Below are 12,954 nucleotides of genomic sequence, written 5' to 3' on the forward strand. Positions count from 1 at the left end.
CTCGTGCCCCGGGCTCGAAACCTCGGGGAGGCCGCGGGGCTGTCCGGCCTGGCCGCCCGGTCGAGCGCCGCGGTGACCGCTGCCGTCCGCCACGGCGTCGCCTCGACGCACACCGGTTCGCTTCCGCTGTACGTCGCCGTCATGCTGGTCGGAGTCCTGGTCACGCCTGCCGTCGTCCTCCTGGGCGACGACGTGGCGTTCGCCTCGGTGCGGCCATGGGACCGGGCGTCCCAAGGCCTGGTCGGCGCCGCCACGATCGTCGCCTGCGTCGCCGCCGCCGTGACCCGGCACCGGCTCACCGCCATCCTGCTCGTCTCGACAGCCGGATACCTCGTCGCCGTGCTCTTCGCCATCCACGGCGCACCCGAGCTGGCGCTGACCCAGGTACTCGTCGAGACGCTGGTGCTGCTGATCATCCTGCTCGTGCTACGCCGCGGTTCGGAGCATGCGGCGGCGTCCCCGCGGATACGACAGGGCGCCCGCACCGCGGTAGCCGTAGGTGTCGGAGCAGCGACCACACTCATCGCGCTGGCCGCCACGTCCACTCACACACCATCGCGGGTGGCCGGCGACTTCTTCACCGCCACCGAGGAGTCGGGCGCATCGAACGTCGTGAACACCGTGCTGACCGACGTCCGAGCGCTGGACACCATCGGCGAGGTCACCGTCCTGACGGTGACCGCCACCGGTGTGGTCAGCCTCGTGCTGGTCCGCCGCCGGACCGGCGGGCCGCCACGCCCGAGTGACGAGGAACGACGATGACCGACCGACCGGAACACACCGAGGCCCCGCCCGGGCACCAAAGCCCGAGACCGCGGCTGCTCCCGGCGGCCCACCACCAGCCACTCGCTCGCCGGTCTGTGCTGCTGGAAGTGATCACACGGGTGCTCTATCCGAGCGTGCTGGTCGTGGCCGCCTATCTGGTCGTCGCGGGCGAGGTCCGCAGCGGCGGAGGTTTCCCTGCGGGACTTTTGATCGGTGCCGGCCTGTCGCTGCGGTTCCTTGCCGGCGGCCCGCACGAGTTCGGCGCCGCCATGCCGGTCAACCCGGCAGGACTTCTCGGCGCCGGGCTCGCCACCATGGCCGGCTACGGACTCATCGGAGAGATCGCCGGCGACGGAGCGCTGTCCAGCACGACGTGGTCCATCGACCTACCTGTGGTGGGACATCTCGAGGCCTCGACCGCGATGGTCTTCGACGTCGGAGTCACCGTGCTCGTCACCGGTCTGGTGGTGGACGTGCTGCGGGTGCTGGGACCCGGCACCACACCGCAGGACCAGGAGCCAGCCGAGGAGGACGAACCGTGAACGCCACCAACCTGTCCCTCTCGCTCACCATCGGTGTGCTCTATGCATGCGGAAGCTACCTGATACTGCAGCGCGCCCTGCTCCGCGTGGTGCTCGGCTTCATCCTGATCGGGCACGGCGCGAACCTGCTTCTGCTGATGGCCGGGGGCGAAGCCGGTCCGGTGCCGCACACCGGCACACCGGCCGGTGAAGCGTCCGACCCACTCCCACAGGCGATGGCGATCACCGCGGTGGTCATCACGTTCGGTACGACGGCGCTGTTGCTCGGCCTGGTCTATCGCGCGATCGTGCTGCACGGCGACGACCTGCATGCCAGTGATCCGCGCTCGACCCTTCCGCACAAAGGCGAACCGAAATGAGCGCGGCCGTTCCGGTTCTGGTGCTGGGCCCCCTGCTGGGCTCGGCGATCTCACTGCTGCTGGGCCGCTGGCCCTGGCTCCAGCGGTTACTCGGCGCCGTGGTTCTGACCGGTGCGCTCACCGTCGCGGCGATGCTGCTCGCCACAGCGGACAGCTCCGGTCCGGTGGTCGCCCGGGTCGGCGGCTGGGACGCCCCGGCCGGCATCACCCTGGTGGCCGACCGGCTCTCCGCGCTGGTGCTGACGATCGCACTCGCCATCTGCCTGGCGATCTTCCTCTACGCCATTGGGCAGGGGTCGGCCGAGGATCGCGCCGAGCATGTGCCCTCCGTGTTCCATCCGACGTACCTGGCCCTGGTCGCCGGCATCGACATGGCACTGCTCAGCGGTGACCTGTTCAACCTGTTCGTCGGGCTGGAGGTCATGCTGGCGTCGTCGTACGTACTGATCACGCTCGGCGCCACATCGGAACGGGTCCGGCTCGGGGCGACCTACATCGTGGTCAGCCTGGGCGCGTCGATGGGGCTACTCACCACTGTGGCGCTGTTCTACGCCGTGACCGGAACGGTGAACCTCGCGGACCTGTCCATCGTGCTCGCGGAGGTGCCACCGGCGGTCCGCCACGTCCTGCAGTTGATGCTCCTGCTCGTCCTGGCCACCAAGGCAGCAGTGGTGCCCCTGCACATGTGGCTGCCGGACAGCTATCCCAGCGCTCCGGCCCCGATCACCGCCCTGTTCGCGGCTCTGCTCACCAAGATCGCCGTGTATGCGCTGATCCGCACCCAGACGCTGCTCTTCCCGCGCGACGAGCCGTGGCCGCTGCTGCTGGTTCTCGCCGGCGCCACCATGCTGGTCGGCGTCGTCGGCGGGCTGGTGCAGGCGGACGCGAACCGGCTGCTCTGCTTCCTCCTGGTCGGACACATCGGCTACATGGTGTTCGGACTGGCGCTGGCGACCGCCGACGGCCTGCGAGGCAGCATCATCTACCTGGTCCACCACATGACGGCACAGGCCGGACTGTTCCTCGTGATCGACCTCGCACAACGACGACGCGGCAGCAGCTCGTTGCTCGGCCTCGGCCGGGCGAGCGCCGCCGTGCCGGCCCTCTCCGGTCTGATCCTGCTCGCGGCGCTGAACTTCGGCAGCGTCCCGCCGCTCGCCGGGTTCGTCGCGAAGCTGGCTCTGCTCCAGGCCGCGGTCGCCGACGGGACGGCGTGGGCGTTCGTCGTCGCCGCCGTGGCCATCGTCGCCGCGCTGCTGACCCTTGCCGCCATGGGCCGGATCTTCGTGCAGGTCTACTGGGGCGCTCCGCCTGCCGACCAGAAGGAGCCGGACGGCGACGCCATCCACACGGGGAGCCGAGGTTCCATGCGACTGATGTACGGGGCCACCACCGTGGTGGTGTCCGCAGGGATCGCTCTGGCCGTCGCCGCCCAGCCGCTTGCCGCGGTCACCAGCCGGGCAGCCGACGACCTGACCGCGCGCACGCCGTACCAACAGTCGGTCCTCGGCGACCTCGGAGGTGCGTCATGATCTGGCGGCGGCACATCGGCGACCGCGTGCTGCTCGGCACGTGGCTGCTGATCCTGTGGTGCCTGCTCTGGGGACGTCTGACCCCGGCCGTGGTCGTGTCCGGGGTCGTCGTGGCCGCGCTGGCCCTCGCCGCGGCCCGGATCCCGGTCCTGCCGGTCGGGATGCGCCCGCGGTGGCGGCGGTTCCCTGCCGCGCTTGCCGGTCTCGTCACCGACGTGGTGCTCTCGAGCGTCGAAGTGGCGTTCGCGGCGCTGTCGAGACAGACCCCGTACGCGGCAGTGGTGGCGGTCTCCCTCCCGCCGATCTCGGACGTCGAGACGACGGTCGTCGCCAACCGGATCTCGATCGTCCCCGGCACGCTGGTCATCGACCTCGACCAGGAGGAGAACACCCTCTACGTCTACATCGTCCCGGTCCGCGACGTCGACGACGCCAGACGTAAAGAACGGCACGCGGTCCGGATCGCGGAGCAGACGATCGGCCTCTTCTCCGCGGTAGACCGCCGGACACCTCGGAGGACTGACACATGAGCGTGGTCTTCATCATCACGGGCACGCTGCTCGTCATCGCGGCTCTGCTCGCCTTGGTCCGGATGGTCGCGGGCCCGACGACCTGGGACCGGATCGTCGCGTTCGACGGCTTCGTGATCGTCACCGTGAGCGGCATCGCCGTGCTGGAAGCGGCGCGTGGAGAAGGTTCCGCCATCATGTTGCTCGTCGTCGTGTCCCTGCTGGGCTTCGTCGGCAGCCTGATGGCCGTGCGGCTCTGGGGCGAGGAGGAACACCCATGACGTTCGCTGAGATCGTGAGCTCGGTCTTCCTGCTCACCGGAGCGCTGTTCTCCGTCTTCGGGGCATTCGGTCTCGTGCGTTTCCCGGATGTCGGAGGACGGCTACAGGCGGCGACGAAATTGCAGGTTCCGGGGCTGCTGCTGGTGCTCGCCGGCGTGGGGGTCCTGCTCGCCGGGACCGAGGAGGCCTTCCAGCTGCTGATCGTCGCGCTCTTCCAGATCGTCACCGCTCCGGTGCTGGCGCAGCTCGTCGGCCGCGCCGCGTACCGGTCCGGCGACATCCGCGACGATCTCATGGTGGCGGACGACCTGCAGGAGCATCGGATCTCCGGCCGAGCCGAGAGCCCACCCGAGGAATCCGGCTGACAAGCCTCGGCGCAGCGGCCAACAGCAAGGTGACTCATGGCACGGCGTCACCGGCTGGCGGAGCCAGCGCAACGGCCTAGCACAGGTTTACCGGAGCTTGTGCTGGGTAGCTCCGGACCCGTGCGGCGTCCAGCCGCCATTTGGTCCCGTCAGGAGGCACCATGGCCCAGCAGAGCTCGACCGTCGTCGACGTCATCGTCCAGGACCACCGCGAGGTGGAGGAACTGTTCAAACAGGTTGAGGCAGCGACGGACGCGACGGATCGCCGAAACCTCACGGACCAGATCATCGCCGAACTCGTGCGTCACTCGGTCGCCGAAGAGCAGTACCTCTACCCGGCCATGCGGCAACACCTGGCGAACGGCGACGACCTCGTCGACGAGGAGATCTCCGAGCACGCCGAAGCTGAGGAAGTCATGAAGGAGCTGGAATCGCTGGACGTGGCCGATGCGAGTTTCCAAGAGAAGCTCAACGCGTTGATCTCCGACGTCCGCCACCACATCGAGGAAGAGGAGAACGAGGCGCTGCCCCGGCTCGCCGAGACGTGCCCGCAAGACGAACTGATCCGCCTCGGTGAGCAGGTGGAACGTGCCAAGCGGGTCGCGCCCACTCGCCCGCATCCCAGCGCACCGGACACGCCACCGATGAACAAGATCCTCGCTCCCGGAGCGGGCCTCATCGACCGGATACGCGACGCGTTGTCCGGCCGGCAGACCGGGTGATCCGCCAGGTGTCAGCGATCGACGGCCGGCCAATGTCCCATTCCCATCCGTGCCGTCCGAGATAACTGTACGGATGGGTATCTCGAATGCACGGGGTCGGCAATTGAAAATTTCGATTCATAATAACTACCAGGCTGGGCATCGGGTAATAAATGCCACGATGCTATTTGTGCCTCTGACGATGAGCTTGCGAAAAGGCGAAGGGGTAGCCAGAACAATGAATTCCCTGCCTCGAATGTCGGGAAGCAGCTGCGAAGCCGTATCGTCAGCGACGACCCCCCGGCAAGGGAGCCGGGCACGCCCAGTACCCGTGATCGACGATCTTGACGCGCTCGCGACTCTGGTCACATGTCGGCCGCGCATTTACCTGCATTACTCGGACGGCCTGCGATACGACGAACTCAGCGGGTCCAACATGCACTCGCTCAGGCTTGCCGTGGCTCCGATCGCACCCAAATCCGGCTGGACCGGAAGCGTGACCGAATGGGTGGCCCACCGCATATGCAGCTATCCGACGAACGATGAGAACGCGTCCGGAAGTCTCTGGCTTCTGCCGGGTCAGGTGACAGGACGTTGGCGCGATGGCGAACTCATCCTTGACATGAATCGCATACGCCCCATCGCAGAAATCGCTTCGGCGGTCATCTATGCCGCCCGCCGCGTCGACGCCTATTGCCGCCACGTCCCGTCACGTTCCAGGTCGCACCACCACTCCGTCGCCGATTGAGAAGGCGGTCGCTGATTCGGCGATCGTTGATTCAGCGGTCGTTGCCTCAGGGGGCCGTCTGCTCGGCGTCACAAACCCTATGGTGGTGTGGGACCGCTGGTGGGCGAGACGCGCGGATCGACCGGGCTCTTCTGTGAGCCAATAGGCATGGTGGCGGATTCGTCGGGCACGGATACGGCCAGACCCGAGGCCGCCGTCGCTGTCGCTGTCGATCCACCAGCCGGCGAGGAACGCTCAGAAGTTCCGTTCCGGCGTCCTCTGGTCACGCGGCGGGCACACCAGACTGCCACGACGCTCGCACCGACAGCACAGGTGAGAACGGCGCCGGGCCGGTTACGCACGGACGCCCTCACGTTCTCCATGAACCCACCCTGCGTCGGTCGCTGCCCCGCTTCCGCTACGTCCCCCGCAGTCCGGAAATCACGTGCCATGGACCGAAGCTCCTCGGCGAGCGATCGAAGGCTGTCCGCCGCGCTGGCCATCTGCTCGCTTGTATGTTCAGCAAGCTGTTCACGTGCTTTTCGAGCCGACACCTGCTTACCTCCGGGCGCCTTCCCATGCCACCTTCGACGCTTCTTTTTGGCCATCGCCTCCACACCTCCTGCGACGTTCGCACGTCTGCACCAATACCCGGTCTTCGACTCTCCAGTCGGCGAGCACGGCGTTTGACACGGAATGCCCAGGGTATCCGCCGCGGTACGCACCATTGGCCGATCGGCAGCCGACCCGGGAGTATCGACCATGCCACAGCCTGGAAGCCACAGGTACGACGTTTGGCGCGCCCGCCTCCGCGAGGAGTCGGAGGTGTACGGCGTCGTCGCCCCGACGATGCTCGACCATCTCGGCTGACGACGCCGTACACCGGGTGGCGTGGCAGCGTGCTCGACATCAGTATTCTGACCTGGACGACGACGATCGGCCTGATCGTCGTGCTGCTGGCGATCGACCTGGCATTCGCGGCCCTCCGGCCACACAGGGTGGGTTTCCGCGAGGCGACGGCCTGGTCGGTGTTCTACATCCTCGTCGCGGTCCTGTTCGGCGTGTGGTTCACGGCCCAGCACGGCGGTGATTTCGGCACGGAGTACTTCACCGGCTACATCGTCGAGAAGAGCCTCTCTGTCGACAACCTCTTCGTCTTCGTCATCATCATGACCACGTTCGCCGTTCCGGAGGAACACCAACACATGGTGTTGACCTTCGGTATCGTGCTCGCGCTGATCATGCGAGCGATCTTCATCGCCGTCGGGGCCACACTACTGTCCCTGTTCTCGTTCATGTTCCTGCTGTTCGGACTGCTGCTCGTCTACACGGCCGTGCAACTGTTTCGGCATCGAGACGAAGATCCGGACATTGAGGACAACACCACTGTCAAGTTGGCGCGGCGTGTTCTTCCGGTCACCCCTGAATACGTAGGGGGAAAGCTGGTCGCCCGGATCGATGGGCGCCGGATGGTCACCCCGCTGGTGATCGTGCTGCTGGCGATCGGCAGCGTCGACCTGCTGTTCGCGCTGGACTCCATCCCAGCGGTCTTCGGCATCACCGAGGAGCCCTACATTGTCTTCACAGCGAACGCGTTCGCGCTGCTCGGGCTGCGGGCCCTGTATTTTCTGGTGAAGGGTCTGCTGGACCGTCTGGTGTACCTCTCCACCGGGCTCTCGCTCATTCTGGCGTTCATCGGTCTCAAGCTGATCCTGCATTGGGCACACGTCGACATCGACGACCGTGTCCCGGAGATTCCCACCCTGCTCAGCCTCGCCGTCATCGTCGTTGTACTCGCCATCGTGATCGTAGCCAGCCTGCTCAAGACCAAGCGCCAACCGGGAGTGAAGGCGCACTCCGGCTCCTTGCGAGCACACCGCACCACAGCCGGCAAGGACGACCACGATCACACGCCGGATCGGGGCGACTAACAGCGTTCACGAAGCGGGCTAGCGTTCGCGAAGCGGGTCGTGGCCGACGTTCATCAGCCGGTGCCGCCTGCGCTCGTCGTTGACAACGTCCTCCTTGGTCAACCCGTCGGTCTCGTTTTCCACGATCTCGATGACCTTCTCCATGGTGTTGAAATCGTCGTTGGTGACATCCGTTCGCCGCTTGCCAAGGATCTCGACGACGCCCCGGCCGAGCGGGGGCGGCGCGGGGCCACCGGGCTTGGGCGGGGACAGGCCGGGCTCGGTGCCCAACCACGCCGTCAGCTCCTGCGACGTCATGTTCACCACCTGGTGAAAGCGTTCCCAGAGCTCTTCCACCTCGAGGGATGTGCGTGCCATGGCGAATCCTTCCCTCCGTCGACGCCTTGCCCGCGATCTGTACCCGCCCAGGCTGCGGCTCACGCCCTACCGGCCAGGGCTGCCGCCCAACCGGCGGAAGAGGCAGGAGTGACGTATGGATCTCGATGTACGGGGTACCGCACGAGCACGAAACCGGAACGAGGTGCGAAGCGCAACCATGCGCGGAGGTGACACACCGTGGGGCTGAAGACGTGGCTCGACCATTGGCCGGTATACCGCCAGCTCACCGGTTCCGACCCGCTGGGACGTGGGTCCGCGAGCATGTCGCAGCGCAGTGCCGGCCTGATGCCGCGGACAGCCACCGCGAACAAGGTGGTGAAGTCGATCTGTCCGTACTGCGCCGTCGGCTGTGGGCAGAACATCTACGTCGACGACGGTCACGTCACCCAGATAGAGGGCGACGAGGACAGTCCCATCTCGCGCGGGCGGCTGTGCCCGAAGGGCGCCGCCAGCGAGCAGCTGGTCAACTCCCCTACGCGCGAGACCACGGTGCGCTATAGACGGCCGTACGGCACCGAGTGGGAAGACCTCGACCTCGATACCGCACTCGACATGATCGCCGACCGGGTCATCAGCACCCGCCGTCGCACCTGGCAGGACACGGACGAGCACGGGCGGTTCCTCAACCGGACCATGGGCATCTCGCATCTGGGCGGGGCGACCCTGGACAACGAGGAGAACTACCTCATCAAGAAGCTCTACACAGCTCTCGGCGCGATACAGATCGAGAACCAGGCGCGTATTTGACACTCCTCCACCGTCCCCGGTCTGGGGACCTCGTTCGGGCGCGGCGGCGCCACCACCTTCCAGCAGGACCTGCAGAACTCCGATTGCATCGTGATCCAGGGGTCCAACATGGCCGAGTGCCACCCGGTCGGGTTCCAATGGGTGATGGAGGCGAAGCAGCGCGGCGCCACCGTGATCCACGTCGATCCTCGGTTCACCCGCACCAGCGCCCTCGCGGACCTGCACGCGCCGTTGCGCGCCGGCGCCGACATCGCCTTCCTCGGCGGGTTGATCAACTACGTGCTCTCCAACGAGCTCGACTTCCGCGAGTACGTCGTGCAGTACACGAACGCTGCGGCGATCATCGACGAGGAGTTCCAGGACACCGAGGACCTCGACGGGCTGTTCTCCGGATACGACGAGGAGAGCATGACGTACGACCCGCTGACGTGGGCCTACCAGGGCGCACGCGCCACCGCTGCGGCCGGGCACCGGGACATGCCCAAACCCGATGTCGATCGCTCGGCCGCAGCCGAGGAAGCCGGTGCCGGCGCCGGCGAGGAGGCCGGTTCGGGCGGACCACCCGTCGCCGGTAAGCCGTATCGCGATCCGACGCTGCAGGACCCACGCTGCGTGTTCCAGATCCTCAAGCGGCATTTCGCGCGCTACACACCGGAGGCGGTGGAGCAGATATGCGGCCTGTCCAAGGAGCAGTTCCTCCAGGTGGCGCATGCGGTGACGCGCAGCTCCGGGCGGGACAAGACAACAGCATGGGTGTACTCCGTCGGGTGGACGCAGCACACCGTCGGGGTCCAGTACATCCGCACGGCAGCGATCCTGCAACTGCTGCTGGGGAACATCGGCCGGCCCGGAGGCGGCATCCTCGCACTGCGCGGGCACGCCTCGATCCAGGGCTCGACCGACATCCCCACGCTGTTCAACCTTCTCCCCGGCTACATCCCGGTTCCGCATGCACGCCACGACGAGACGTTGGACGAGTTCGTCGAGGCCGACGCCGGCAGTACCGGGTTCTGGGGGAACATGAAGGCGTACACGGTCAGCCTGCTCAAGGCCTGGTGGGGCCCGCATGCCACCGAGGACAACGACTTCTGCTTCGGCTACCTGCCGCGTGTCACCGGTGACCACGGCACCTATCGAACCGTGCTCGACCAGGTCGCCGGCAAGGTCAAGGGGTACTTCGTGATCGGAGAGAACCCGGCCGTCGGGTCGGCCAACGCCAAGCTGCAGCGGCTGGGCCTGGCCAACCTCGAGTGGCTCGTCGTGCGCGACCTGCAGATGATCGAGACCGCGACGTTCTGGCAGAACGCGCCCGAGCTGGAGACCGGCGAGCTCGAGACCGAGCGGATCGGTACCGAGGTGTTCTTCCTCCCGGCCGCCGCGCACACCGAGAAGGACGGTACCTTCACCAACACTCAGCGTCTGCTGCAGTGGCACCACAAGGCTGTCGAACCGGAGGGGGACCGCCGCAGCGACCTGTGGTTCTACTACCACCTCGGCCGCCGGATCCGGCAGAAGCTGGCCACCTCGACGGACCCGCGCGACCGGCCCGTGCTGGAGCTGACCTGGCAGTACCCGACGGAGCGCGAACACGAGGAGCCGAGCGCGGAGGCGGTGCTGCGCGAGATCAACGGGTTCGGCCCGGATGGCTCCCCGCTCTCGTCCTACACCCAGCTCGCCGACGACGGATCGACGTCCTGCGGCTGCTGGATCTACTGCGGCTGTTACAAGGACGGTGTGAACCAGACGGCGCGCCGCAAGCCCGGTTCCGAGCAGTCCTGGGTGGCGCCGGAATGGGCCTGGGCCTGGCCGGACAATCGCCGGATCATCTACAACCGGGCCTCCGCCGACCCGGACGGGCGGCCGTGGAGTGACCGGAAGGCCTATGTCTGGTGGGACGCCGGGCAACAGAGATGGACCGGCCACGACACACCCGACTTCGAGGCCACGAAGCCTCCGGACTTCCAGCCGGAGGAGGGTGCGAAGGCACAACACGCGCTCGCCGGCACGGACGCGTTCATCATGCAGACCGACGGCAAGGCATGGCTCTACGTGCCGACCGGACTGCTGGACGGGCCGCTGCCGACGCACTACGAGCCGGAGGAGTCGCCCGTCGGCAACCTGCTCTACGGCCAGCAGGCCAACCCTGCCCGGCGGCTCTACCGCCATCCGGCCAACCCGTACCAGCCCTCCGGCTCGGACGTCTTCCCGTACGTGTTCACCACCTACCGGCTGACCGAGCATCACACGGCCGGCGGCATGAGCCGGTTCCTGCCCTACCTCTCCGAGCTGCAGCCCGAGTTCTTCTGCGAAGTCTCGCCGGATCTGGCTGAACAGCGTGGTCTGCAGAACGGCGGGTGGGCGACGATCGTCACCGCGCGCGCGGCGGTCGAGGCGCGGGTCCTGGTCACCGAGCGCATTCGGCCGCTACAGGTCCAGGGCCGGACGGTGCATCAGGTCGGGGTGCCGTACCACTGGGGACCGAACGGCCTGTCCACCGGCGACGCCGGCAACGAGCTGCTCCCGGCCGTGCTGGACCCGAACGTCAACATTCAGGAGTCCAAGGCCGCGACCTGCGACGTCGTCCCCGGTCGGCGTCCACGCGGAGTTGACCTCCCACGGCTCGTCGCCGACTACCGTGCCCGGGCCGGGATCGCCGAACAGGCCGGTGACACCCGGTGGACGGGCACAGAAGGGACGGCGAGCGCATGACCAACCAGCTGTACGGACCCGTCGACGACGTCACCTGGCAGGCGGGGTACCCGGACGACCATCCGCCCCGAGTGGGGTTCCTCACCGACACCAGCGTCTGCATCGGCTGCAAGGCGTGCGAGGTCGCTTGCAAGGAATGGAACCTGGTGCCCGAGGAGGGCATGGACCTGCTCGGCACGTCGTACGACAACACCGGCGACCTCGGTGCGAACACCTGGCGGCACGTCGCGTTCATCGAGAAGGCGGCGCCACGCCGGGAGCTGGTGGACCTCGGTATGCCGGGGAACGGGCCACCCGGCGGCGCCCCCGGGGACGGTTCCGCAGGACTGTCCGCGGCACCTCCCGGCGGGCAGGAGACCGAGGAGCCCGGGCGGGACATGCAGTGGCTGATGATGTCCGACGTCTGCAAACACTGCACGCATGCCGCCTGCCTCGACGTCTGCCCCACCGGCTCGCTGTTCCGCACCGAGTTCGGCACTGTGGTGGTGCAGGAAGACATCTGCAACGGCTGCGGCTACTGCGTGCCCGCATGCCCGTACGGCGTGCTCGACGTCCGTCCCGATGACGGCCGCGCCTGGAAGTGCACGCTATGCTACGACCGTCTCTCCGACGGCATGGAGCCGGCCTGCGCCAAGGCCTGCCCGACCGACTCGATTCAGTTCGGACCGTTGGATGAGCTGCGCGAACGCGGTCAGCAGCGGGTTGAGGAGCTGCGCGGTGCCGGTGTCGAGGAGGCCCGTCTGTACGGCGAGAGCCCGGACGACGGCGTGGGCGGCGACGGCGCGTTCTTCCTTCTGCTGGACGAGCCGGAGGTGTACGGGCTGCCGCCGGACCCGGTGGTGACGACGCGAGACCTGCCGTCGATGTGGAAGCACGCGGCGGCCGCCGGACTCACCGCGGCCGCCACGGTGATCGCCGCCTTTGTGGGTAGTAGACGGTGAGCGACAACGCACGACGATCACCCTCGGCGACGAGGAGATGGTGGGCGACGACGAGAGAGGGAGGACCGCGTGCCACGGACGACGGCGCGGCGTGGCGGTGAGCAGGCCATGGTGCCGCGCGCCGAGTTCCAGTCCTATTACGGCCGCCCGATCATCAAACCTCCGACGTGGAAGAACCCCGACGTGCCCGCGTACTTCTTCCTCGGTGGCCTGGCCGGCGCGTCGTCGGCGATGGCCGCCCTAGGAGATATGTCCGGACGGCCACGGCTGGCGCGGGTCGGCTGCCTGGCGGCTGCGGCCGGTGCGGCCGGGGGGACGGTGGCGTTGATCCACGATCTCGGCCGGCCGGAGCGGTTCCTGAACATGCTGCGGGTGTTCAAGCCGACGTCGCCGTTGAGCATGGGCTCGTGGCTGCTGGCGTCGTTCGGCACCCTCTCCGGGGCCGCGGCCGCATCGACGGTGACCGG

Annotated in this window: 14 protein-coding genes; 13 read left to right on the top strand and 1 reads right to left on the bottom strand. The window is 67.5% G+C overall.

Translation table 11 applies throughout. The features are described 5' to 3' along the window. From mbhE to ELR45_RS04400, 10 genes are all read left to right on the top strand, one after another. Positions 1-762: hydrogen gas-evolving membrane-bound hydrogenase subunit E (mbhE, locus tag ELR45_RS36870; RefSeq protein ID WP_205855928.1), on the top strand; the 762-nt coding region annotated here is incomplete at its 5' end. Further along, positions 759-1,307 (top strand): MnhB domain-containing protein, encoded by a 549-nt coding sequence (locus ELR45_RS04365; RefSeq protein WP_129663753.1) that lies wholly within the window; start codon positions 759-761, stop codon positions 1,305-1,307. The genes mbhE and ELR45_RS04365, both read left to right, overlap by 4 nt. Further along, positions 1,304-1,666 (top strand): NADH-quinone oxidoreductase subunit K, encoded by a 363-nt coding sequence (locus ELR45_RS04370; RefSeq protein ID WP_165367472.1) that lies wholly within the window; start codon positions 1,304-1,306, stop codon positions 1,664-1,666. Before ELR45_RS04365 ends, ELR45_RS04370 begins: the two co-directional genes overlap by 4 nt. After that, entirely contained in the window at positions 1,663-3,198 is a 1,536-nt protein-coding gene (locus tag ELR45_RS04375) for a proton-conducting transporter transmembrane domain-containing protein (protein ID WP_129663757.1), read from the top strand. The genes ELR45_RS04370 and ELR45_RS04375 overlap by 4 nt, the downstream gene beginning before the upstream one ends. After that, positions 3,195-3,728, top strand: coding sequence for a Na+/H+ antiporter subunit E (locus ELR45_RS04380; RefSeq protein ID WP_129663759.1), 534 nt, complete (start codon positions 3,195-3,197; stop codon positions 3,726-3,728). The genes ELR45_RS04375 and ELR45_RS04380 overlap by 4 nt, the downstream gene beginning before the upstream one ends. Further along, complete coding sequence (locus tag ELR45_RS04385; protein ID WP_129663761.1) at positions 3,725-3,988, top strand: MrpF/PhaF family protein; 264 nt, start codon at positions 3,725-3,727, stop codon at positions 3,986-3,988. Before ELR45_RS04380 ends, ELR45_RS04385 begins: the two co-directional genes overlap by 4 nt. Next, positions 3,985-4,353 carry a monovalent cation/H(+) antiporter subunit G gene (gene mnhG, locus ELR45_RS04390; protein ID WP_129663763.1) on the top strand — a complete coding sequence of 123 codons (369 nt, stop codon included), beginning with the start codon at positions 3,985-3,987 and terminating at the stop codon, positions 4,351-4,353. Before ELR45_RS04385 ends, mnhG begins: the two co-directional genes overlap by 4 nt. A 161-nt stretch (positions 4,354-4,514) precedes the next feature. Beyond that, positions 4,515-5,075 carry a hemerythrin domain-containing protein gene (locus tag ELR45_RS04395; RefSeq protein WP_129663765.1) on the top strand — a complete coding sequence of 187 codons (561 nt, stop codon included), beginning with the start codon at positions 4,515-4,517 and terminating at the stop codon, positions 5,073-5,075. Positions 5,076-5,310: 235 nt separating this feature from the next. Continuing rightward, positions 5,311-5,802: a DUF6098 family protein gene (locus ELR45_RS42475; RefSeq protein WP_420813820.1), complete on the top strand. Its 492-nt coding sequence runs from the start codon at positions 5,311-5,313 to the stop codon at positions 5,800-5,802. Between the two features lie 878 nt (positions 5,803-6,680). Continuing rightward, positions 6,681-7,712 (top strand): TerC/Alx family metal homeostasis membrane protein, encoded by a 1,032-nt coding sequence (locus ELR45_RS04400; protein ID WP_129663767.1) that lies wholly within the window; start codon positions 6,681-6,683, stop codon positions 7,710-7,712. A gap of 18 nt (positions 7,713-7,730) precedes the next feature. On the opposite strand, the gene ELR45_RS04405 is transcribed toward ELR45_RS04400, so the two are convergent. Continuing rightward, positions 7,731-8,069, bottom strand: coding sequence for a DUF3140 domain-containing protein (locus ELR45_RS04405; protein ID WP_129663769.1), 339 nt, complete (start codon positions 8,067-8,069; stop codon positions 7,731-7,733). Positions 8,070-8,267: 198 nt separating this feature from the next. On the opposite strand from ELR45_RS04405, the gene fdh reads away from it, so the two are divergent. The 3 genes from fdh to nrfD all read left to right on the top strand — a co-directional run. Further along, positions 8,268-11,546, top strand: coding sequence for a formate dehydrogenase (gene fdh / locus ELR45_RS04415; protein WP_276320639.1), 3,279 nt, complete (start codon positions 8,268-8,270; stop codon positions 11,544-11,546). After that, positions 11,543-12,487: a 4Fe-4S dicluster domain-containing protein gene (locus tag ELR45_RS04420; protein WP_129663776.1), complete on the top strand. Its 945-nt coding sequence runs from the start codon at positions 11,543-11,545 to the stop codon at positions 12,485-12,487. The genes fdh and ELR45_RS04420 overlap by 4 nt, the downstream gene beginning before the upstream one ends. 108 nt (positions 12,488-12,595) lie before the next feature. Beyond that, the coding region (gene nrfD / locus ELR45_RS36875) for an NrfD/PsrC family molybdoenzyme membrane anchor subunit (protein WP_420813821.1) at positions 12,596-12,954 on the top strand (359 nt) is incomplete at its 3' end.

Source organism: Phytoactinopolyspora endophytica (genome assembly GCF_004138495.1).
Lineage (GTDB): Bacteria > Actinomycetota > Actinomycetes > Jiangellales > Jiangellaceae > Phytoactinopolyspora > Phytoactinopolyspora endophytica.

Coding starts and splice junctions, on each gene's coding strand:
- mnhG (WP_129663763.1), top strand. CDS start 3,985: ATGACGTTCGCTGAGATCGTGAGCTCGGTCTTCCTGCTCACCGGAGCG.
- ELR45_RS04385 (WP_129663761.1), top strand. CDS start 3,725: ATGAGCGTGGTCTTCATCATCACGGGCACGCTGCTCGTCATCGCGGCT.
- ELR45_RS42475 (WP_420813820.1), top strand. CDS start 5,311: ATGTCGGGAAGCAGCTGCGAAGCCGTATCGTCAGCGACGACCCCCCGG.
- ELR45_RS04395 (WP_129663765.1), top strand. CDS start 4,515: ATGGCCCAGCAGAGCTCGACCGTCGTCGACGTCATCGTCCAGGACCAC.
- ELR45_RS04380 (WP_129663759.1), top strand. CDS start 3,195: ATGATCTGGCGGCGGCACATCGGCGACCGCGTGCTGCTCGGCACGTGG.
- ELR45_RS04420 (WP_129663776.1), top strand. CDS start 11,543: ATGACCAACCAGCTGTACGGACCCGTCGACGACGTCACCTGGCAGGCG.
- ELR45_RS04405 (WP_129663769.1), bottom strand. CDS start 8,069: ATGGCACGCACATCCCTCGAGGTGGAAGAGCTCTGGGAACGCTTTCAC.
- ELR45_RS04375 (WP_129663757.1), top strand. CDS start 1,663: ATGAGCGCGGCCGTTCCGGTTCTGGTGCTGGGCCCCCTGCTGGGCTCG.
- ELR45_RS04365 (WP_129663753.1), top strand. CDS start 759: ATGACCGACCGACCGGAACACACCGAGGCCCCGCCCGGGCACCAAAGC.